Source organism: Mesorhizobium sp. WSM4846 (genome assembly GCF_055811415.1).
Genome location: NZ_JBVVPZ010000026.1, coordinates 45,529 through 66,829, shown reverse-complemented (window position 1 = coordinate 66,829; position 21,301 = coordinate 45,529). Strand labels below are relative to the sequence as shown.

The window sequence follows — 21,301 nt, the reverse complement described above, 5'->3', positions numbered from 1 at the left end:
CCGGGCCCCCGCCTGGGCGCCCGCGCCCCCCCCCCCGGCGGCCCCCGCCCCCCCCCCCCCCCCCCCGGCGGCCGCCCCCCCCCCCCCCCCGGCGCCGGCCGCCCCCCCGCGCCAGATCTACTCCCCAGGCGGTGAAACCCGAGCGCGAGACGAGGATCGGAATGCCCATTCGAACCGTCTTGATCGTCATTTCCGACGTCAGCCTGCCCGTCGTGTAAAGGATCTTGTCAGCGGCATCGATGCCGTGGCGATACATCCAGCCGGCGATCTTGTCGACGGCGTTGTGGCGCCCGACGTCCTCCATGTAGCAGATCGGCGTGCCTTCCTTGCAAAGCACGCAGCCATGAATCGCGCCCGCTTCAAGATAGAGCGACGGCGTCGTGTTGATCGTGCGGGTCATTTGGTAAAGCCAGGAGGTGTGCAGCGCGGCTGGCGGCAGAGTGATATCGAGCGCCTCGAGAAGATCGCCGAAAGCGGTCCCCTGCGCGCAGCCTGAAGTCTGCGTCCGTTTTCTAAGCTTCTGCTCGTAATTTGTGTTGCGCTCGGTACGGACGACCACGACCTGCACGTCGTCGTCATATTCGACCTCGGTTACGACGTCGTCAGATTTGAGCATGTTCTGATTGAGCAGGTAGCCCAGCGCCAGATATTCGGGATAGTCGCCGATCGTCATCATCGTGACGATCTCCTGGGCATTCAGATAGAGCGTCAGCGGGCGTTCAACGGGGACGCGGATTTGAATAGCGGCGCCCGTATGATCGATGCCGCTGACCTGTTCGGTCAATCGGATGTCATCCGGGCTCGGCATGATGATGGCGGGGTCTGGTCGGGTTTTCATCTGTTGCATGGCGCTCTCTTGAAATTGCAATCCCGCTCGCCGGAGTGGACGCGTTACCTCCGGCTTGACCTGCACTATATAGCCTGTTCAAACCGATGCCGGTCCACAAAAGCGCGCACAGGCGCAGACTGGGCTTGCCGGATGGCGCCGAGCTGCCGGCTCGGCCAGATCCATAGAGGCTGAAGGCTCGATGGCGCAACTTTCAGATGACTGCTTCGCTTTCGGCGGCCCGATGCGATCGCTCGATGATACAGCCGCACTGATTGCTTCACGGCTGACCGTTGTCGACGAGACCGAAACCGTCCAGCTGGCGATTGCCGATGGGCGCGTCCTGGCGAGTGATCTGGCGGCGCCGCTGCCCCTGCCGCCTTTCACCAACTCAGCCGTCGACGGCTATGCACTGCGCGGCGACGACCTGCCGGGAACCGTTGAAAAAGCCTTGCCGGTGAGCGGCAGGATCCAGGCTGGGATGGCGCCGGATCGGCACGCCGCGCCCGGACAAGCCATACGCATCTTCACCGGCGCTCCGCTGCCGGAGGGGGCAGACACGGTCTACATGCAGGAAGATGTCCGTGTCGACGATACCGGCAGGGTCATTCTTCCGCCCGGCCTGAAAAGAGGAGCCAACGTGCGGCCGGCGGGCGAGGACGTCGCAGCAGGCAAGGTGGTCCTGCAGGCCGGCCAGCGCATGCGCCCGCAGGATGTTGCGCTCGCCGCGGCGCTCGGCATGACGCAGATCGATGTGCGGCGCAAAGTTCGCGTCGCGATCTTCTCGACCGGCAACGAGATCGTCGCGCCGGGAAAGGTCCGGGGACCGGCCCAGCTTTTCGATTCGAACCGCTTCATGCTGATGGCCATGCTGGCAAGATTGGGCTGCGAGACCACCGATTTGGGCATTCTGATCGACGACAGCAGGCTGATCGCGGATGTGCTGAGCAAGGCTGCGCCAGGACAGGACCTGATCCTGGCGTCCGGCGGGGTCTCGACCGGGGAGGCCGACTGCGTCAAGGCCGCCGTCGAGAGTGTGGGCACCCTGGTCTTCTGGCGGGTGGCCATAAAACCCGGCCGCCCAGTGGCCATGGGGGTGATCCGGGGAACAGCCTTCATTGGGCTGCCCGGCAATCCGGTGGCAAGCTTCGTCACATTCGCCCATATTGCGCGCGCCGCGATCTTTGCACTGGCCGGCGCACGGCAGCAGCCACCAATTTCGCGGCCGGTGCGGGCCGCCTTCTCCTACCGCAAAAAGCCGGGGCGACGCGAATATGTGCGGGTAAGCCTGCGTGGGACGCAGGATGGCACATATGAAGCCGTCAAATTCCCGCGCGAGGGCGCTGGCATGCTGTCTTCTTTGGTTCAAACGCACGGCCTTGTCGAACTCGGCGAGGAAATAGCCGAGGTCGAGCCGGGCCAGACCGTTCAGTTCCTTGCCTATTCGGACCTGTATTGACGAACGCCGTCGAGCCGGTGGGCATGCAGTACAAAATGCGGTGCGACGCCTGGCCGCTCTCAACTGCAGTATACCCTGGGTTGGCGACCGTTGACGACCGGTAAGCGGTCCGCCATGGTGCGCCACCATGACGACGAGACAGCTCGATCTGACGGGATTGAAATGTCCCTTGCCGGCGCTGAAAACCCGCAAGGCGCTCAGCGGCATAAGCCCAGGCGAGCGCCTTGAGGTCCGTTGCACCGATCCGCTGGCAGCCATAGACATTCCCAATCTGATCAACGAAATGGGCGACCGCCTGGAGGCGATGCAACGGCAGGGAGACCACATCGTTTTCTTGATCGAGAAGGCGCAAGCTGCCCCGGTATAGGCCGTGCGACAAATCAGGGCGCAGATCAGTTCTGTCGCGGCGCCCCGGCCATGCTAAAATTGTCAAACCGGCATTTGGTTCAACTTGTCTGCCAAGTCGATTTGTGTGCCAAGTCCTTGATCCAAGGTGCGCCGGGCTGAGGGAGCTCACAACCACATTGGTGGCGGGAGCCGCCTTCCTCAGACGAAGGGTCCGGGAGGAGAGAGGATGACAATGCAGCAACGGCGATCTCCCGATCGCGGACCCAAAGGGCGGGCGCTGGATGATGTTGCCCTGGCCGAGGTCCGGGAACTTCTTGGCCATCGCGAACGGCGCCGGGATCTGTTGATCGAATTCCTGCATCTGATCCAGGACCGCTACGGTTGTCTGTCGGCCGCGCATCTGCGCGCGCTTGCCGAAGACATGCGCCTGTCCCAGGTGGAGGTTTACGAGGTCGCGACCTTCTACGACCATTTCGATATCGTCAGGGAAGGCGAGGCGAGACCCGCGCCGCTGACAATCCGGGTGTGCGAATCGATAAGCTGCATGCTGGCGGGCGCCGAACACCTGATTGGCGAACTGGCCGCCAAGGCCGACCCAAACACAGTCCGCGTCATCCGTGCGCCCTGCATGGGCCGCTGCGCCGCAGCGCCCGCGGCGCGCATTGGCGACCGTGAGGTCGACCAAGCCAGCAGCCATATCCTCATCGATCTGGCTCGCTCGGGCGATACGAAGGTTGTCGTGCCCGATTATGTTGGCCTTGATGCCTATCGGGCCGCTGGCGGCTATCAGCTTTTCCGGAAGGTGAAGGCGGGCGAGACCGGCATTGACGCCATCATCGACACCATGGAGCACGCCGGTCTGCGCGGTCTCGGCGGCGCCGGCTTTCCGGCCGGCAAGAAATGGAGCTTCGTGCGTGGCTATCCAGGGCCGCGGCTGATGTCGATCAATGGCGACGAAGGCGAACCTGGCACTTTCAAGGACCGCATCTATCTTGAAAAGGATCCGCACCGCACCTTCGAAGGCGCGCTGATCGCCGCCCACGCGGTCGAGGCCGAGCGCATCTATTTCTACATGCGCGACGAATACCCGGCCGTGCTCGCCATTTTGCGCGCCGAGATCGCGGCGCTCGAGGCAGCCGGCATCGTCAAGCCCGGTTTCATCGACCTGCGGCGCGGCGCCGGCGCCTATATTTGCGGCGAGGAAAGCGCGATGCTGGAAAGCATCGAGGGCAAGCGCGGCATGCCCCGTCACCGGCCTCCCTATATTGCCGAAGTCGGACTTTTCGGACGCCCGACACTCAACCACAATGTCGAGACGCTGTGGTGGATTCGCGACATCGTCGAGAAGGGACCCGATTGGTTCGCCGCGCAGGGCAAGCCCGGCCATCAGGGAATTCGCTCCTGGTCGGTTTCCGGACATGTGAAGGAGCCGGGCGTCAAGCTGGCCCCGGCCGGCGTCACCGTGCGCGAACTGATCGAGGATTATTGCGACGGCATGGCAGACGGGCATGAATTCAAGGCCTATCTGCCAGGTGGAGCCTCGGGCGGCATCCTTCCGGCGTCGATGGGCGACATTGAACTCGATTTCGGCGGCGAACTCGCCAAACAGGGCGCCTTTGTCGGCTCACATGCGGTGGTCGTGCTTTCGCAAGCCGACAACATCAGGGATGTGACCCTCAATCTCATGAATTTCTTCAAACATGAGAGTTGCGGGAAATGCACGCCGTGCCGGGAAGGAACCGAAAAGCTGGTAACGCTCTTGAAAGAGAAGGGCGTGCCGAATGAGACGGCGATGCGCGACCTTGAAACAGTGATGCGCGATTCCTCCATCTGCGGTCTCGGCCAGGCGGCGCCCAATCCGGTCAATCACCTTTTGACGCATTTTAGGGATGATCTTTGAAATGGCAGATGGCGTCATATTCACCCTCGACGGCAAAACGGTCACAGCCGCTGACGACGAGACGATCTGGGACGTTGCAAAGCGCGAAGGCACCAGGATCCCGCATCTGTGCCATGTCGACATGCCCGGCTATCGGCCAGACGGCAATTGCCGCGCCTGCATGGTTGATGTCGAGGGCGAACGGGTGCTTGCCGCCTCCTGCATCCGCAAGCCTTCCGCCGGAATGGTGGTGAAGACGAATACCGAACGGGCTACGAAATCGCGCCAGATGGTGTTCGAGCTGCTCGCCAGCAACATGCGGCCGGCGGCCGACGGTCCGGATCAGCAGTCGATGTTCTGGCAGTGGGCTGGTTCGATGGGCATTTCCGGCGGTCGCTACAGCTCGAAATTCGCCACGGATGATGTTCGGCCAGAATTCGACATCACGAATCCCGCCATTGCCGTCAATCTCGATTCCTGCATCACTTGCGGCGCCTGTGTCCGGGCCTGCCGCGAAGTCCAGGTCAACGATGTGATCGGCATGGCCGAGCGCGGCAATCACTCGCTTCCCGTCTTCGACATGCACGATCCGATGGGCCTGTCGACCTGTGTCACCTGCGGTGAATGCGTGCAGGCCTGCCCGACCGGCGCGCTCTACGAAAAGTCGCTGATGGATGAGGCAGGCAAGACCCGGGTCATCCAGGAATTCGACAAGGTCGTCGACACGCTGTGCCCGTTCTGTGGCGTCGGTTGCCAGACCAGCGTTGCGGTCAAGGACAACAGAATAGTCCAGGTCGATGGCCGCAATGGCTATGCCAACGAGAACCGGCTCTGCGTCAAGGGTCGTTTCGGCTTCGACTATGCGATGTCGCCTGAACGCCTGACCAAGCCGCTGATCCGGCGCGACGATGCGCCGAAGTCGGGCGATGCCGATATGCGCGGCGTCGATCCGCTGACCGTTTTTCGCGAGGCTACCTGGGAAGAGGCGCTTGCGCGCGCCGCCGGCGGCCTGAAGACGATCCTCAGGGATTATGGCGGGCAGGCGCTGGCCGGTTTCGGTTCGGCGAAAGGCTCCAACGAAGAGGCCTATCTGTTCCAAAAACTGGTGCGCCAGGGTTTTGGCACCAACAATGTCGACCATTGCACGCGGCTTTGCCACGCATCTTCGGTGGCGGCGCTGATGGAAGGCGTCGGTTCGGGTGCGGTTTCGGCGCCCTTCAACGACGCGCTGAAGGCCGAATGCATCATCGTTATCGGCGCACGGCCGACCACCAACCATCCGGTCGCCGCGACCTATTTCAAGCAGGCGGCCAAGCGCGGCGCCAAGCTGATCGTCATGGACCCGCGCGGCCAGGACCTGATGCGCCATGCGTCGCATTCGCTGCGATTCAAGGCTGGCAGCGACGTCGCCATGCTGAACGCGTTGATCCACGTCATCGTCGAGGAAAAGCTCTACGACGAGCAATATATCCAGGCCAACGCTTCCGGATTCGAGGCCCTGAAGGCCAAGGTGAAGGATTTTTCGCCCGAGGCGATGGCCGAGGTCTGCGGCATCGAGGCGAGCGTGCTGCGCGACGTCGCCCGCACCTACGCGACCGCCGAGCGGTCGATCATCTTTTGGGGCATGGGGATTTCCCAGCACACACACGGAACCGATAATGCGCGCTGCCTTATCGCTCTGGCGCTGATCACCGGACATGTCGGCCGGCCGGGAACAGGCCTGCACCCACTGCGCGGCCAGAACAACGTGCAGGGCGCATCCGATGCCGGGCTCATCCCGATGTATTTCCCCGACTATAAATCGGTCGAGAACATCGACATCCGCGGCGCATACGAGAACTTTTGGGGTCAGACGCTGGACCCGAAACGGGGCCTGACGGTCGTCGAAATCATCGACGCCATCCATGACGGCGAAATCAAGGGCATGTACATACTGGGCGAGAACCCGGCCATGTCCGATCCGGACCAAACCCATGCCCGGCAAGCACTGGCCATGCTCGACCATCTCGTAGTGCAGGACATCTTCCTGACCGAGACCGCCTGGCACGCCGATGTGGTGCTGCCGGCCTCGGCGCATGCCGAAAAGCTCGGCACATACACCAACACCAACCGGCAGGTGCAGATCGGCCGGCCGGCGCTCGACATGCCGGGCGAAGCGCGCCAGGATTGGGAACTGATTGTCGAACTGGCGAGGCGCATCGGTCTGGACTGGAATTACGGCCATGTCTCGGATGTTTATGCGGAAATGGCGGCCGTGATGCCGTCCTTGAAACATATCTCCTGGGACCGCATCGAACGCGAGGGATCGGTTATTTATCCGGCCGACGGTCCCGACAAGCCTGGCAACGAGATCATCTTCTCGTCCGGATTCCCGACTGCGGACGGACGCGGCCGCATCGTGCCGGCCGATTTGCTGCCGCCTGACGAAGTGCCCGATGAAGAGTTTCCACTGGTGCTCACCACCGGCCGCCTGCTTGAGCATTGGCACACCGGCTCCATGACCCGCCGGGCGGGCGTGCTGGACGCGATCGAGCCACAAGGCATCGCTGCGATGAACCCTTATGAGATCAAGCGGCACGGCCTGCGCCAAGGAGAGATGATTGCGGTCGAGACCCGGCGCGGGACGGTAGACGCCATCCTCCGCGCCGACCGGGAGGTCGCCGACGGCATGGTGTTCATGCCGTTCTGCTTCAACGAAAGTCCGGCCAACGCGCTCACCAACCCGATGCTGGACCCCTACGGCAAGATCCCGGAGTTCAAATACTGCGCCGCGCGAATTGCGCCGGCGGCGAAGGCCGAAGCTGCCGAATAAACCAGTACCGCGCCATCTGCGAACGGTTGCCCGCTGCCGCACGGGGTAATCCACGCGCTAACGGGGGTTCCCCAAGCGGTTTGTCTTGCGCCACTCCTCGTACTCCCCGCGGGCATCGTCATGCAGCGGATAGTAGCGTTGCAACGGCCCGCCCTCCATCAGCTTCACTCGCGAGAATTCCTCCCAATCGTGATGCTTCTGTGATTCTTCGATCACCTTTGCGGCCATTGCGACGGGAAGCACCACCACCCCGTCGTCGTCGGCGACGATGATGTCGCCGGGGATCACCGTGACACCGCCGCAGGCAATCGGAACGTTGACGGCATTGGGATAGATGCTGGTCTGCACGTGATAATTCGGCGTCCAGCCGCGCAGCCATAGAGGCAGATCGAGCTTTTCAACATTGGGCCGGTCGCGCATGCATCCATCGATGACGATGCCGGCGCCGCCCCTGCCTTTGAAATACGTCGACATCATATCGCCGAAGACGCCCGAGCTCATGTCGCCGCGCGCGTCGACCACGACCACATCGCCCGCCTGCGCGTGATAAAGCACGTGCCGATGCAGCTGCGTCTCCGGATCGGCATATTCTCCCTCGGTGAACAGGTCCGGCCGCTGTGGCATGAACTGCAGCGTCAGCGCCGGCCCGACGATCGACTTGCCGTGGTTCTGCGCCACCGGTCCGACCATGTGCGGATTGCGAAAACCCATGTGGCCAAGCGTGCCGGCAACCGTCGCGGCGCCGATCCCCCTCAGCGCGTCGATCAGGTCTTTTGGCGGCCGCGTGATGTCGGGAGCATGTGTCATGATGGACTCCGGTTAAAAGGCAACTACCAGTTCGTAACAGAACCGTCGCGGCGCTTAAGGTGAGGCGCTTCCCAAAAACGAAAGCTCGCCGCCTGGATCGCCTCCTCGTTGACCTCGACGCCGAGCCCCGGCAGGTCGCCGACCGGATAGTCGGTCCCGTCAAGCCGTGGTTGCACGGGGAAGAAGTCGGAATTGTCGAAGCCCAGCTTTGTTTCGGGTTCCCTGGTCTCGAGCCACGCGAAGTTGGGTACCGCGGCAGCGAGATGCACGGTCGCGGCCGTGCACACCGGACCAAGGGGATTGTGCGGCATCAGGTCCACATAGTGCGCCTCGCTCCAGCCAGCGACTTTCATCGCCTCGGTAAGCCCGCCGACATTGCAAACATCGAGCCGGTTGAACTGATGAATGCCGCGCTCGATGTAGGGCAGGAACTGCCACTTGCTGGAAAACTCCTCGCCGATGGCAAAGGGGATGTCGGTCATCGTACGCAGCGATTCGTAGGCACCCGGTGTCTCGTCCCGTATCGGCTCCTCCAGGAAATCAAGCACGCCGCGGCCGAGCTTGTTGCAGAAGCTCGCCGCCTCGGCCACCGACAGCCGATGATGATAGTCGATGCCGAGGACGGCGTCATCGCCCAGCGCCTCGCGCGCCCTGTTGAGGATACTGGCGGTAGCGCCGATCGACTCGCGCGGCTCGAAGATGTCCCTGCTGTTTTGCCCGGCGGGGAAGAAGCGGATCGCCTGCCACCCCTGTGCGCGCAGCTCGCGGGCTCGTTCGATGGCAGCGTCACCTTCGGCCTCGTCTCCGGTCGAGGCGAAGGTGGGGATGCGGTGGCGCTGCTTGCCGCCTAGCAGCTCGTAGACCGGCACTCCCAGCGCCTTGCCCTTGATGTCGTGAAGGGCGATGTCGATGGCGGAAATCGCCGCCTGCAGAACACGTCCGCCTTCGAAGTACTGGCTGCGATAAAGCTCCTGCCAGATCCGGCCGATCTGCATTGGGTCGCGGCCGATGAGAAACTCGCGATAGTGCTCGACCGCGCCGGCCACCGCCTTCTCGCGACCACTCAAGCCGCTCTCGCCCCAGCCGAAGATGCCCTGGTCGGTCTCGACCTTGACGAGCATCTGGTTGCGCGTTCCTACCCACACTGGATAGGGCTTGATCGCGGTGATTTTAAGCTTCGTAGTCATCCACGCCACGTTCCAAACGCATCCGCCCTGTTTCAGTTGGCGCCCTGTCTCAGTTGGCCTTGAGGGCCATTTCGGTTTCGCCGTCGAACAGATGCATCCGCTCCTGGTCGAACTCGAGCCAGATCTGTTCATCGGGGGCGACGGCAATGTTCGGCGGCACGCTGACGTTGACGATGGCGCCGGACAGGAACGCCTGCACGAAGGTGACGTCCCCGGTCGGCTCCACCGTGTAAGCCTTGGCCGGAATGGCACCGGGGACCGCGCTGTTGCGCAGCTTGATCGTCGAGTGACGTGCGCCGAGCACGACTTTCCTGGTCGTTGCCCTTGCGACCTTCCGGGCGTTGCGCGGCGAGAGCTCGAAGCTCCAACCCTCCGCGCTGGTCAACACAGAGTTGCCGTTTGCCGTCGATGCCTGCAGCGGAATAAGGCTCATCGCCGGACTGCCTATGAAGCTGGCGACGAACATGTTGACCGGATGGGCAAAGACCTGCGCCGGTGAATCGTATTGCTGCAGGTAGCCGCCGTTCATCACCGCCATCTTGTCGGCCATGGTCACGGCTTCGAGCTGGTCGTGCGTCACATAGATGATCGTCGCCTTGAGGTCTTGGTGGAAGCGCTTGATCTCAGACCGCATCTGCACGCGCAGTTTGGCGTCGAGGTTAGAGAGCGGCTCGTCCATCAGGAACACGGCGGGGTCGCGGACAAGCGCACGGCCCAGGGCCACCCGCTGCTGCTGCCCGCCCGAAAGTTCGCGCGGCTTGCGCTCGAGCAGGTGCGTCATGTCGAGCACTCGCGCCGCTTCCTTGACCTTCTTGTCGATCTCGTCCCTGGGCAGTTTGCGCATCTGCAGCGGGAACGCCAGGTTCTTGTAAACCGATTTCTGCGGATAGAGCGCGTAGTTCTGGAACACCATGGCGATGTCCCGGTCCTTGGGGTCGAGGTCGTTGACCACCCGGTCGCCGATGACGATGTCGCCCGATGTCATCGGGATCAGCCCCGCGACGAGATTGAGCGTGGTTGTCTTGCCGCAGCCTGAAGGGCCGACGAGCGCAACGAACTCGCCGTCATTGACCGTCAGCGACACGTCGTTGACAGCTTTGAAGCTGCCATAGGACTTGACGAGATCTTTGAGGACCACGTGGGCCATCGGCAACTCCCTAGTGCTTGACCGCGCCTTCTGTAAGGGCGCGTACGAAGTATCGTTGCAGGACGAGGAACAGCACGACGACGGGCACGCTCATCATGAAACTGGCCGCCATCAGGCCCGGAAAGTCCGTCGTATTTTCCGAGAAGAAGCGCTGGATGCCGACGGGCAGTGTCAACTGGTCGTTCTTGGTGAGGAAGGTGTAGGCGTAGATGTACTCGTTCCACGCGCCGATGAACGAATAGATCGCGGTGGCGATGATCCCCGGCGTCGAGAGCGGCATCACAATCAAGATGAAGGCCTGGAACCGCGTTGCTCCATCGATGCGCGCCGCCTGCTCGAGCTGCACCGGAATGTTGTCGTAAAAGCCCTTGAGCAACCAGATCGCCAGCGGCAGGCCGAAGGTGAGATAGGTGAGAATCAGCGAGCCATGCGTGTTCATCAACCCGAGCAGGCGCATCAGGATGAACAGCGGCACGAGAAAGATCACCGCCGGGAACATGTTGCGCAGCAGCACGGCAAAGAACAGGAAGTTCCGGCCGGGGACGCTGAAGCGCGAAAACGCGTAGGCCGCAGGGACGGCGACGATCACCGAGAGGATTGTCGTGACGGTCGACACGAAAAGGCTGTTCCAGAAGAAGCGGAGGAAGTCCTGGCCGACGCTGTTCTGGGGATCGAGCAGCTTCTCGTAGCTGGCGAGGGTAGGTTCGTCCGGCCACCATTGCGGCGGGAACTGCAACGCCGCGAACCCCGACTTGATCGAGGTGATCAGCATCCAGATCATCGGCACCGCGGTGTAGAGCAGCATGAACGTGAGGAAGATGCGCCCGGTCCACCGCCATCCGTCGACGCGCATCCGGCGACGGCTCAGGGCTTGCGGGGCGGTCTCGGCAGTCGTGCTCATGCGCTCCCCTCCTGCCGCTCGTTACCGCTTAGCGCACGGACGTAGAAGTAGCCGAGCGTCATCAGGGTGAGGAACAGGAGCACCGAATAGGCAGATGCCACGCCCCAGCGCTGCCGGCCGAAGGCGAGCTCATAAATGTGGGTGATCCAGATATGCGATGCGTTGGACGGCCCGCCGCCGGTCATGATCCAGGGGATGATGAAGGAATTGAAGTTGGCCACCGCGAGCAGCAGGATCGTCACCGTCGAGACGTTGCGCAAGTGCGGGAAGGTGACGTGCCAGAAGCGCTGCCAGGCGCTGGCACCGTCGACCTGCGCGGCGCGCAGCAACTGCTCGGGCACGGTCTGCAGGCCGGCCATCATCATGATCATGGCAAACGGAAACTCGCGCCAGATATTGACGACGATCAGGGAAGGCAGAACCGTGTTGACGCTGTCGATGAAATTCGGCGGTCGGTCGGCCAATCCGAGGCCGACCAGCACCGCACCGATGATCCCGAAGTCCGAATGATAGATCCACTTCCAGATATAGGAGGCGGCGACCGCGCTGATGACCCAGGGAATGATCAGGATTGCGCGCAGAACACCGCGGCCGACAAACTCGCGGTGGAGTGCCAGCGCGGTGGCAAACCCCAGGACAAAGGCAATCAAGGTCGAGCCCAGCGTCCAGATCAGAGTGTTCCAGGTGACTCTCCAGAACACCTCGCTGGTGAGGATGGTCGTGTAGTTGTCGAAACCGATGAAGGTCTTGTCGCGAAGCTGCAGGCCAGGCGGCGTCTTGAAGAACGACAGCTCGATCGTGTAGTAGATCGGATAGGCGATGACGATGAGCATCACGGCGATCGCAGGGAGCACGTACGCGTAGTCGGCGCGATGCTCCCATATCTGGCGTAGCACGCCGGACCTGCCGGATTGCAATCTTTGGCGAGCCTCGGCCTTGCCGGTCACGATCGTCACTGTGGCGCGCCCTTATTTCTTCTGAACGAACCGGCTGCACTCTCGGTGCAGCCGGTCAGGCCTGGACTAGAGTCCGCCCATCAGGTCTCTTACCTTCCTGGCCGCGTCGTCCGCTGCCTCGTCGACGGTCATCGCTCCAGTCAGGGCATTTTGCAGCATGTCCGGGACGATGATGTTCATGATCTCCGGGGCCTGCGGCAGCGCTGGGAACGGGATGCCGTATGGCAGCATCGAGGTCGTCACATCGAGGAACTTGATGTTGTCCAGACGTTCCTTCATCCATTTGGTCTTGAAGCCGTTGAGGTTGCCCGGATTCGAGCCGGCGTAGGCCATCTTCAGCGACCATTCAGGGCTCGTCCACATGCAGATGATAGCCTTTGCGGCCGGCTCGTCGACCTTGCCGCCCTCGACATATTCGGGCTTCAGGATGTGAATGTTCGAGCCGCCGAACACGACTGCGCGCTTGCCGTCGGGGCCAGTGGGAATCAGGCCGTAGCGCATGTTGTCGATGACGGTCTGCGCCTTGTCCTTGTCGGCGCCCGTCGCCTTCTTCTGCAGGTCGAGCATGACGTCGTAGTCGGACGGATGCGAGATCATCATGCCGAGCTGGCCGGCGAGGAACAGGGGCTGGTTATCGGCCTGCTGGTTGGTGAGCGCCGAAACCGGAACCGACTTGTCGCGAACATACATGTCGTACGAGGCTTGCAGGGCGGCCTTGCTCTGCGGGCTATCGAGCCTGACCTCCTCATAGGTCGGGTTCGCGGTGGCTTCGTCGAAGACGCCGCCGCCATGAGCCCACAGCTGCGGCATGAAGCGGTACGGCGTATTGCCGGCATTCTTGCGAGCCACGAGGCCGTAACCGGCAATGCCGAGCTTGTCGTGGATCTGCTTGGAATACTTGACGACGTCGTCCCAGGTTGCCGGAGCCTTGTCCGGATCGAGGCCCGCACGCTTGAAGATGTCGGCGTTCCAGATGAACGCCATCGTCTCGTTGTTGGTTGGAATGCCGTAGGTCACTCCCTCCCAGGTCACAGCCTTCATGGCGCCGGGCCAGAAGTCCTCGGTGGAATACCCGACATCCTCGGGTTTGAGCGGCTCCAGATAGCCTTTTGAGGCGAACTCGGTACCACCCAGGATTTGCAGGCGGACCGCCATCGGCGCGGCATTGCCCAGGAGCGCCGTACGGAACTTGTCAAGAAGGTCGTTATAGGTGAGGGCTTGTTCCTCGAGCTGGATGTTCGGATAGGTCTTGCGGAAGGTCTCGAAGAAATCCTTGTAGTACTGGCGCAAAAGGTCGGGGTCGCCCTCGAACACGCCCTGATACCAGAAAGTCAGTCGCCCCTTGTAGTCGAGCGGGGTGACCTTGGCGCAATCGGCCGCGGTGTCAAAATCCTCTGTGCCCGCAATGGAGCGCACATATTCCGGCGACCACTTGCTGAGGTCGACGGGCGCTCCCAGCGCCGATGTCGACGTCAGCGATGCCATCAAAGCAGTGGCGACAGTGCCGCGCAGGACCGCACTGCCGAGCGTAATCCTCGTCATAGGTATCCTCCCTGGTTCTCCATGCCGCCCTGCGCCGAGGCAAAGCGGTCTAGCTCGTTCGACCGCGGGACGCTTTCTGTTCTATGTATCCCTTCGATCATTTTGTACGTTTTCAGATCGTGGATTGCCTGTCAACGCGCTGGATCGTACATTGTTTGTGAAAACCGTGTGTGATATCGGGCAGGGTATGTGTTGATCAGGGGAGCCGGTCTTGGCCGAAATAGATGATTTTAAAGCCATGCCACCGGTGGAGACTGACCCCATGGCCTCCAGCGAGGGCGCCTCGCTTTATGAACTGATCAGGGAAGACATCATCGAGGGACGGCTCGCCGCCAACGAACGGCTCGTGGTCACCGATCTCGCCCGGCGTCACGGCACCTCGACAAACCCCGTGCGCGAGGCCCTGCAGCTCTTGCGCGGGGAGGGTTTTGTCACCTTTCTCCCCAACCGCGGGGCGCGCGTGCGACCCATAGATCAGGATTTTGTCCGGGATATCTATGAAATCGGTGTTCTGATCGAGCCGGCCCTGACGCGATGGTTTGTGAACATGGCGACCGGCGAGGACATCGCCGAACTCGAACGTCTCCAAGGCCTGATTGAAGAGAACAACTTTGCCGACACCTTCAGGCACAGTGAACTGGATACCGCCTTCCACACCGTGATGTACCAGCGGCACTATAACCGCCATGCCGCTGAACTTTGGTGGAAGCATCGCGAAGTGCTGCGAGCCGTGAGCCGGCGTTTCAATTTCACGCTGGCGCGTCGTGCCGCGATCATTCGCGAGCACCGCGAACTCATCGCGCACGTGAAAGCGGGAGAAGCCGACAAGGCGGCCGAACTCGTTTCCCGCCATGTCGAGGGTTCCGGCCGGCATATCCTCGAACAGATGCGTGCGCGCAACGCCGCTCGGGCCGGATAGGAACGAAGGTCCAGTCTCGAACACCGTTAGCCCTAAGCATTTCAGATAAAGGGATTGAGATGAAAATCGCGAGCATTCGGCCGTGGCTGATCAAGTCCGATGCTTCTTATTGGGGAGAGTTCCTGTTCGTCGAAGTGACGACCAGCGAGGGGGTGAGTGGCTGGGGAGAGATCACCACCACGACAAGGCTCGCCAACCGCGCTCTCTGCACGATCCTGCGGCAGATCGGCGTCGCCGTGACAGGCGAGGATCCAGCGCGTATCGAGTATCTCTGGCACAAGATTTTCCGCAGCTTCACCTATATGGGCAGCCGCGGCGCCGCCGTCGAATGTGTGAGCGCCATCGATATAGCCCTCTGGGATATCCGCGGCAAAGTCCTCGGCAAGCCGATTTACGAGCTGCTGGGCGGACCGGTACGCGACGAAATCGCGCTCTACACCCATCCCAACCAGGCCAGATTCATCAGCAAGGAGGCTGTGGTCCGCGAAATTCTGGACATCGTCGAGTCCGGACACACTGCGCTCAAGTTTGATCCTTTCCCCCACCAGGGCCACAGCGCCGATGGCCTGTCCCGCGAACAGCGGGACGGGTACCTCGATGGCAGCATGACCCGCAAGGACGAGCGCGAAGCCGCCGAACTCACGGCGCTGATCCGCGAAACGGCGGGGCCTGACGTCGACATTCTCATAGACGCGCATGGCCGCTTCGACGTTCCCACCGCCATTCGCCTCTGTCGGAGCCTCGAGGAAGCCGGCCAGATCGACTGGTTCGAGGAGCCTTGCCCGCCCGAGAGCCTCAACGCCCTCAGGCAGGTGCGTGAGAAGGTCAGTGCCGCCATCGCGTGGGGCGAGCGCGGCCACACGAAGTGGGATTTCGTGCCGGTACTCGAGAACAAGCTCGCTGACTACATCATGCCGGACGTCACCTGGACCGGCGGCATTACCGAACTCAAGAAGATTTCTGCCCTAGGCGAAGCCTACTACATCCCGGTCTCGCCGCATGACGCCGCGGGACCGATCAACGTGGTTGCGGGAGCGCAGGTGATGATGACCGTTCCTAACTTCTACAGGCTCGAAACGTCGGAGTGGAACCTGGGCAAATACGATCACCTCATCGACAGACCGCTCGACGTCTCGAACGGCAGCCTCAAGCTGACGTCGAGGCCTGGTCTCGGTATTGAGATGGACCGTGACTACCTGCAGGCCCATGAGATTGAGCTGGGCTAGCGACGCTCCATGCCGGCGTGCGGGCGACGACCAGCCCCACCCACCAGAACGAGGATAAGTCATGGCAAAGATGGGTGGCGCCGACGAGGCGCTCAATCGGGTGAACGCAAACTCCAAGCCATCCCAGCTTCGCATCACCGACATGCGGGTAGCCGAAATCGTCGGCGCGCCGTTCACCTCGACCCTGCTCAAGATTTACACCAACCAGGGCATCGTCGGACTTGGCGAGGTGCGCGACGGCGCCAGCGCCACCTATGCGCTGATGCTGAAGAGCCGGCTGCTTGGCGAGAATCCCTGCAACATCGATCGCCTGTTTCGCCGGATCAAGCAGTTCGGCGGGCACGGCCGGCAAGGCGGCGGCGTCTCGGCGGTCGAAATCGCGTTGTGGGATCTCGCCGGCAAGGCCTATGGCGTGCCCATCTACCAGATGCTCGGCGGCCGGTTTCGAGAGAAGGTGCGCCTCTATTGCGATACCGACGCCACTGTGCCGAGCGGCACCGAGACCGGCAAGCGCCTCAAGCAGCGCATGGCGCTCGGCTTCACGTTCCTCAAGATGGATCTGGGATTGATGCAGATCGCCGATGTCCCCGGTGCGGTCGTGTCTCCTGCCGGCTCTCTTGATGGGTATCGCGTCCAGCCCGGCCGCGGCCAGGTCAAGTCCCTTGAAGAGCGGCGCGCCCGCAACGCCGCCTACGATTTGCACAACGTCCCCCACCCGTTTACCGGCCTCCACTTTTCCGACAAGGGCCTCGACTTGCTTGAGCAGTACATTGCCGAGGTTCGCGAGGTTATCGGCATGGATATTCCGCTCGCTATCGACCACGTCGGCCACATCTCGCTGCAGAACGGTATTCGCCTCGCCAGGCGGATTGAAAAATATGTGCCGGCCTGGCTCGAGGATGTGATCCCATGGCAGTACACCGAGCAGTACCGACAACTGCAGGACGCCACCACGGTGCCGATCTGCACCGGCGAGGACATTTATCTCAAGGAGGGCTTCGAGCCTCTGCTCAAGAGCGGCGGCCTCTCCATTATCCACCCAGACCTGCTCACCAGCGGGGGCATCCTCGAAACGAAGAAGATCGGCGACATGGCGCAGGACCACGGCGTCGCAATGGCCATCCATATGGCAGAAAGCCCGATCGCGGCAATGGCCGCGGCACATGTCGCGACTGCGACCGAAAACTTCGTGGCGCTCGAATACCACTCTGCCGATGTCGACTGGTGGGACGATATCGTCACCGGCGTTGCCAGGCCGCTCGTGAAGGACGGCTTTATCACTGTTCCCGACAAGCCGGGCCTGGGGATTGACGACGTCGTCGACGAGGTGATCTCGCAGCACCTGCAGCCAGGCGTCACCGGCATCTGGCAGCCCACGGATCACTGGGACAACGAATATTCCTGGGATCGCACCTGGAGCTGAGGCGAAAGGAACCGAAGATGAAGATCACCGACCTCCGCTGTGCCGTCATCGGCAAGCATCCCATCGTTCGCGTCGTTACCGACGAGGGCCTCTATGGCCTGGGCGAGGTCGAGTACACCAAGCCCTATCTCAAGCCCTGGGTCCTGCATTTTCGCGAGGCGCTGATCGGCGAGGACCCGACCGACGTCGAACGGGTGATGCTGAAGATCCGCCAACGCGGTTCTTTCAAGCCCTATGGCGCGGCGGTAAGCGCTATCGAGCATGCGTTGTGGGACATTTCCGGCAAGGCCGCAGGCGTGCCGGCCTACAAACTGCTCGGCGGCAAGGTGCGCGACCAAGTGCGCGTCTACAACGGCTCGATCCGCAGGAAACGCACGGGCGACCGGCCGGAGGATTACGCCGCTGACGTCAAATGGATGATGGAGCAGCCGCAGAACTTCTTCATGATCAAGCAGGGAATCTCGTTCCACTCCAACATGAAGGACACCATTGAGGGCTTCCATTACGGCGTGACGCAGAAGCAGGCCGGCTATCACGGTGCCATGGATCAGGGTGTGATCAGCGAGCGTGGTTTCAATCACATGCTCGACTGCGTGATCGCGATGAAGGAAGTGCTGGGCGACAAGGTAAGCCTGGCGCTCGACTGCGGCCCGGGCTGGATGCTGCCCGATGCGATCAAGTTCGCTCGCGCGGTCGAAAAATACAATTTGATGTGGCTCGAGGACATGCTGACTGGCGACTATGTGCCGTGGGTCAATCCGCAGGCCTATCGGGAGCTGACCACCTCGACCTCGACGCCAATCCATACCGGCGAGCAGATTTACCTCAGGCACAATTTCAAGGAACTGATCGAGACGCAGGCGGTGCGCGTCATCGGCCCCGATCCTGCCGATATCGGCGGCATTGCCGAGCTCAAATGGGTCGCCGAGCACGCCCATATGCACTCGATCCTGATGGCGCCGCACGGCACGGCGAACGGCCTGCTTGGCCTCGGCGCGTTGATCAATGTCTGCGCCACCTTGCCCGCCAACTACATCGCCTTCGAATATCCGAGCGCCTCCGACCCTTGGTGGGAGGACCTCGTAATCGGCCTGCCGTCGCAGATCGTGACGGACAGCATGGTGGATCTGCTAGATGCGCCGGGGCTGGGCCTCGATCTCGACGCCGAAGCAGCCCGAAAGTATCTCAGGGAAGAGGATGCGGGCTTCTTCGACTGAACCATCCCTGGATGCCACTATCGGTATGGCAGACCGGGCCGGATGTTGTTTCCCTAAGGATTGCGATGATCGTTCATTTGGTAGACGGCACATACGAACTGTTTCGCCACTTCTATGGCCAACGCCGGTTCAACAATGGCCAGGACAAGCCGTTTGGCGCCGTCGTCGGCGTGCTGAATACAGTGCTGGAGATGATCGAGAACGGCGCCACACATATTGGGGTGGCCACCGATCATGTAATCGAATCGTTCAGAAATCAGCTCTGGCCCGGCTACAAGACCGGGGATGGCATCGAGCCGGCATTGCTCGCGCAGTTCCACCCCCTCGAGGACGCCCTGGCGGCGATGGGCGTGGCGGTCTGGCCGATGATCGAGCTGGAAGGCGACGACGCGCTGGCATCCGCGGCACACAGCGCGGCTGCCGATGAGGGCGTGCAGAAGGTGTGCATCTGGACGCCGGACAAGGATCTCGCGCAGTGTGTGCGCGGTGACCATGTGGTCCAGGTAGACCGCAGGACCCAGAAAATTCGCGATGCCGCCGGCGTGCGCGAGAAGTTCGGAGTTGAGCCGGCCTTGATCCCAGATTTCCTCGCGCTCGTGGGTGATGCCGCCGATGGCTACCCGGGTCTCGAAGGCATCGGCCTGGTCTCGGCCGCCCGGCTGCTTGGCCGCTACGGCCCGCTTGAAAGCTTTTCGCCCGAAACCCTCGGCAAGCGGAGAGAGATCGCGCTTTTGTTCAAAAATCTCGCGACGCTGCGCACCGACGCTCGCCTCTTCGATAATGTCGAGGAGCTGCGCTGGCACGGGCCGACCAAAGCGTTCGAAATCTGCGCTACCCAGCTAAATGACGCCCGGCTCCTCACCCGTGCGCTCAAGGCTCGCCGTTGCTGACTTCGGGAGGCGACGTTAAGTGTCGTTCGGCGCGAAACCAACGCTTTGCCCTCCTACGAGAAATAGCGCATGAGATGCTGCCGCCAGGGCCGGTCGCCGCGTCCAACGAGCGAGTCGAGATAGGCCGTCCGGTTCGCAAGCGGAAGGTCGGGCCGAACGGGCGAGACGAGTTGAGGGTGATCCTGCGAATGATCCTTTGGAGCAGAGATCGCTTCGGGTCCGCAGTGCCTGATGCCCAGCACGACCGCACCTCGTCGGCTCGCCGCATCGCCGACTGGATTTCACCAGCGTCGGCCCATTGCCGAATCCAATCAGACAGTTCGGCATGATCACCGAATTAACCACATTCGTAGAAGGCGAAAGGCGGTTGGGTTTGTCACCGATCCGTCTCGCGTAACATGTTACCGTTGGAATTGGGGCCATCCGCAGCACGTCCAGGCAAAGGCAAGGAAGAGACAGGATGCCGACCTTAAGCAATGGCAGCGAACTCATCGTATGGAACGAACCCGAGAATCCCAATCCGAGTCCTGACTCGGTCCTTTTCAGCATTACGGAAACAGACGGCGACGTAATCGGACCGATAGGCGCAAAGCCTGATTTCCCTTTCGGTGGGATCGAACTAGCTTCGGTCGATGTCTTCGATGGCTTCTTCACCATCACCAGCTTCACCCACGAGGGCAGGACCGAAACCTGGACGACAGTGGAAACGCAGGTCTTCGACAACGAAGGCAATTTTCTCCGCACCGTGTCCGACCAGGCGGCCTTCCAGTCGGTCCGGATCGTCTCGATCAGCGCCGACAGCCCCGACGACCTCACGGTGACATGGATCGGGGCGAACGAATATTTCGGCGGCGAAAACACCCAATACGGTCAGCACCAGATCATCTTGAAAGGGGGCGAGCTTCAGCCCGACACCTTCGTCAATCACGCGCCCACCGTTGCCGACCTGGACTTGTCGATTTCGCAGGCGCAATCTCTCGACGACGTCAAGTTCAGCGCGACAGATGCCGACTACGATCTCTTGAACTTTATCGTCTTGGACGGGCCGGACAGCGGCACCCTGGAGCAGGAGACGAGTTTCGACGGTAACCACTACCCGTTTCACCAGGGTCATTATGGCACGACCCTGCACTATCATGCGGATTTTCTGAGTGGAAACCTGTTCGACTACACACCGGAGGCAGGGTTCATCGGCACCGACAGCTTTACGGTTTACGCTACGGACGGCCAGGGCCACAGCAATGTGGCGACGATTACGATCACAGTCACTCCGCCGGCCGAATCCATTACCCTGACCGACGCCAAAAACATCGCGAGCTACGCAAGCCATGATCATGCCGTGCTCGTCGCCGCGCTGGGCGGGGGCGACCGCATCAGCGGCACCGCGTTCAACGATACGCTCGACGGCGGTGCCGGCCACGACCAGCTGTTCGGCGGCGCGGGCGCGGACGACATCATTGGAGGCGCGGGCACTGATTGGCTGAAGGGCGGCGCTGGCAATGACGCGATCAGCGGTGGTGAGGGCGCAGACGGCGTCCGCGGTGACACCGGCGACGACGTCCTCGACGGCGGCGCCGGCTCCGACGACATGCGAGGTGGTGCTGGCGACGACATCCTCAATGGCGGCGCCCGCCCCCCCCCGCGGGGGGGGGGGGGGGGGGGGGGGTTGGTTTTGTTTGTAGCAAATTTGGCGGCGCACAAACAAAAGAAATAAAACATAAAATCGGACGACCAAGTGTTTTTGGTGGTCACCATGGGATTT

Annotated in this window: 17 protein-coding genes; 10 read left to right on the top strand and 7 right to left on the bottom strand. The window is 62.0% G+C overall.

All coding sequences use genetic code 11. The features are described from left to right. Positions 1–847: formate dehydrogenase accessory sulfurtransferase FdhD (locus tag AC0L15_RS21100; protein WP_473496932.1), on the bottom strand; the 847-nt coding region annotated here is incomplete at its 3' end. Positions 848–1,028: 181 nt separating this feature from the next. On the opposite strand from AC0L15_RS21100, the gene AC0L15_RS21095 reads away from it, so the two are divergent. From AC0L15_RS21095 to fdhF, 4 genes are all read left to right on the top strand, one after another. Next, positions 1,029–2,285 (top strand): molybdopterin molybdotransferase MoeA, encoded by a 1,257-nt coding sequence (locus AC0L15_RS21095; RefSeq protein WP_287249837.1) that lies wholly within the window; start codon positions 1,029–1,031, stop codon positions 2,283–2,285. Between the two features lie 127 nt (positions 2,286–2,412). Next, positions 2,413–2,652, top strand: coding sequence for a sulfurtransferase TusA family protein (locus AC0L15_RS21090; protein ID WP_031254334.1), 240 nt, complete (start codon positions 2,413–2,415; stop codon positions 2,650–2,652). A 207-nt stretch (positions 2,653–2,859) separates the two neighbouring features. Further along, positions 2,860–4,533, top strand: coding sequence for an NADH-ubiquinone oxidoreductase-F iron-sulfur binding region domain-containing protein (locus tag AC0L15_RS21085; RefSeq protein ID WP_287249838.1), 1,674 nt, complete (start codon positions 2,860–2,862; stop codon positions 4,531–4,533). Position 4,534: 1 nt separating this feature from the next. Continuing rightward, on the top strand, positions 4,535–7,324 hold the full coding sequence (gene fdhF / locus AC0L15_RS21080) for a formate dehydrogenase subunit alpha (protein ID WP_287249840.1): 2,790 nt from the start codon (positions 4,535–4,537) through the stop codon (positions 7,322–7,324). A 57-nt stretch (positions 7,325–7,381) separates the two neighbouring features. On the opposite strand, the gene AC0L15_RS21075 is transcribed toward fdhF, so the two are convergent. The 6 genes from AC0L15_RS21075 to AC0L15_RS21050 all read right to left on the bottom strand — a co-directional run bounded on the left by AC0L15_RS21075 (position 7,382) and on the right by AC0L15_RS21050 (position 13,864). Further along, positions 7,382–8,131, bottom strand: coding sequence for a ribonuclease activity regulator RraA (locus tag AC0L15_RS21075; protein ID WP_128180958.1), 750 nt, complete (start codon positions 8,129–8,131; stop codon positions 7,382–7,384). A gap of 23 nt (positions 8,132–8,154) precedes the next feature. Beyond that, positions 8,155–9,318 (bottom strand): mandelate racemase/muconate lactonizing enzyme family protein, encoded by a 1,164-nt coding sequence (locus AC0L15_RS21070; protein ID WP_287249841.1) that lies wholly within the window; start codon positions 9,316–9,318, stop codon positions 8,155–8,157. Positions 9,319–9,367: 49 nt separating this feature from the next. Continuing rightward, the gene (locus AC0L15_RS21065) at positions 9,368–10,465 is read right to left on the bottom strand and encodes an ABC transporter ATP-binding protein (protein ID WP_128173384.1); all 1,098 of its coding nucleotides are present in this window, start codon (positions 10,463–10,465) and stop codon (positions 9,368–9,370) included. Between the two features lie 10 nt (positions 10,466–10,475). Beyond that, positions 10,476–11,366 carry a carbohydrate ABC transporter permease gene (locus AC0L15_RS21060; RefSeq protein ID WP_473496929.1) on the bottom strand — a complete coding sequence of 297 codons (891 nt, stop codon included), beginning with the start codon at positions 11,364–11,366 and terminating at the stop codon, positions 10,476–10,478. Further along, positions 11,363–12,322, bottom strand: coding sequence for a carbohydrate ABC transporter permease (locus AC0L15_RS21055; RefSeq protein WP_287249845.1), 960 nt, complete (start codon positions 12,320–12,322; stop codon positions 11,363–11,365). The genes AC0L15_RS21060 and AC0L15_RS21055 overlap by 4 nt, the downstream gene beginning before the upstream one ends. A gap of 66 nt (positions 12,323–12,388) precedes the next feature. Then, positions 12,389–13,864 carry an ABC transporter substrate-binding protein gene (locus AC0L15_RS21050; protein WP_128173382.1) on the bottom strand — a complete coding sequence of 492 codons (1,476 nt, stop codon included), beginning with the start codon at positions 13,862–13,864 and terminating at the stop codon, positions 12,389–12,391. A gap of 211 nt (positions 13,865–14,075) precedes the next feature. Between AC0L15_RS21050 and AC0L15_RS21045 the strand changes: the two genes are divergently transcribed. The 6 genes from AC0L15_RS21045 (at position 14,076) to AC0L15_RS21020 (ending at position 21,253) form a co-directional block, all read left to right on the top strand. Then, positions 14,076–14,783: a GntR family transcriptional regulator gene (locus AC0L15_RS21045; protein WP_027151244.1), complete on the top strand. Its 708-nt coding sequence runs from the start codon at positions 14,076–14,078 to the stop codon at positions 14,781–14,783. A 59-nt stretch (positions 14,784–14,842) separates the two neighbouring features. Next, positions 14,843–16,009 carry a mandelate racemase/muconate lactonizing enzyme family protein gene (locus AC0L15_RS21040; protein WP_287249846.1) on the top strand — a complete coding sequence of 389 codons (1,167 nt, stop codon included), beginning with the start codon at positions 14,843–14,845 and terminating at the stop codon, positions 16,007–16,009. Positions 16,010–16,070: 61 nt separating this feature from the next. Continuing rightward, the gene (locus AC0L15_RS21035; protein ID WP_419694141.1) at positions 16,071–17,432 is read left to right on the top strand and encodes a mandelate racemase/muconate lactonizing enzyme family protein; all 1,362 of its coding nucleotides are present in this window, start codon (positions 16,071–16,073) and stop codon (positions 17,430–17,432) included. A gap of 17 nt (positions 17,433–17,449) precedes the next feature. Then, a complete protein-coding gene (locus tag AC0L15_RS21030; protein WP_287249848.1) occupies positions 17,450–18,649 on the top strand; it encodes a mandelate racemase/muconate lactonizing enzyme family protein in 1,200 nt (399 codons plus the stop codon). A gap of 65 nt (positions 18,650–18,714) precedes the next feature. Beyond that, positions 18,715–19,539, top strand: coding sequence for a 5'-3' exonuclease (locus AC0L15_RS21025; RefSeq protein ID WP_473496926.1), 825 nt, complete (start codon positions 18,715–18,717; stop codon positions 19,537–19,539). A gap of 460 nt (positions 19,540–19,999) precedes the next feature. After that, complete coding sequence (locus tag AC0L15_RS21020) at positions 20,000–21,253, top strand: calcium-binding protein (protein ID WP_473496924.1); 1,254 nt, start codon at positions 20,000–20,002, stop codon at positions 21,251–21,253. Positions 21,254–21,301 lie beyond the last annotated feature (48 nt).

Bases quoted from the DNA above. Each gene is read 5' to 3' on its own strand.
- AC0L15_RS21050 (WP_128173382.1), bottom strand. From the start codon at position 13,864: ATGACGAGGATTACGCTCGGCAGTGCGGTCCTGCGCGGCACTGTCGCC.
- AC0L15_RS21075 (WP_128180958.1), bottom strand. From the start codon at position 8,131: ATGACACATGCTCCCGACATCACGCGGCCGCCAAAAGACCTGATCGAC.
- AC0L15_RS21020 (WP_473496924.1), top strand. From the start codon at position 20,000: ATGCCGACCTTAAGCAATGGCAGCGAACTCATCGTATGGAACGAACCC.
- AC0L15_RS21025 (WP_473496926.1), top strand. From the start codon at position 18,715: ATGATCGTTCATTTGGTAGACGGCACATACGAACTGTTTCGCCACTTC.
- AC0L15_RS21035 (WP_419694141.1), top strand. From the start codon at position 16,071: ATGGCAAAGATGGGTGGCGCCGACGAGGCGCTCAATCGGGTGAACGCA.
- fdhF (WP_287249840.1), top strand. From the start codon at position 4,535: ATGGCAGATGGCGTCATATTCACCCTCGACGGCAAAACGGTCACAGCC.
- AC0L15_RS21070 (WP_287249841.1), bottom strand. From the start codon at position 9,318: ATGACTACGAAGCTTAAAATCACCGCGATCAAGCCCTATCCAGTGTGG.
- AC0L15_RS21095 (WP_287249837.1), top strand. From the start codon at position 1,029: ATGGCGCAACTTTCAGATGACTGCTTCGCTTTCGGCGGCCCGATGCGA.
- AC0L15_RS21090 (WP_031254334.1), top strand. From the start codon at position 2,413: ATGACGACGAGACAGCTCGATCTGACGGGATTGAAATGTCCCTTGCCG.
- AC0L15_RS21040 (WP_287249846.1), top strand. From the start codon at position 14,843: ATGAAAATCGCGAGCATTCGGCCGTGGCTGATCAAGTCCGATGCTTCT.
- AC0L15_RS21030 (WP_287249848.1), top strand. From the start codon at position 17,450: ATGAAGATCACCGACCTCCGCTGTGCCGTCATCGGCAAGCATCCCATC.
- AC0L15_RS21085 (WP_287249838.1), top strand. From the start codon at position 2,860: ATGACAATGCAGCAACGGCGATCTCCCGATCGCGGACCCAAAGGGCGG.
- AC0L15_RS21060 (WP_473496929.1), bottom strand. From the start codon at position 11,366: ATGAGCACGACTGCCGAGACCGCCCCGCAAGCCCTGAGCCGTCGCCGG.
- AC0L15_RS21065 (WP_128173384.1), bottom strand. From the start codon at position 10,465: ATGGCCCACGTGGTCCTCAAAGATCTCGTCAAGTCCTATGGCAGCTTC.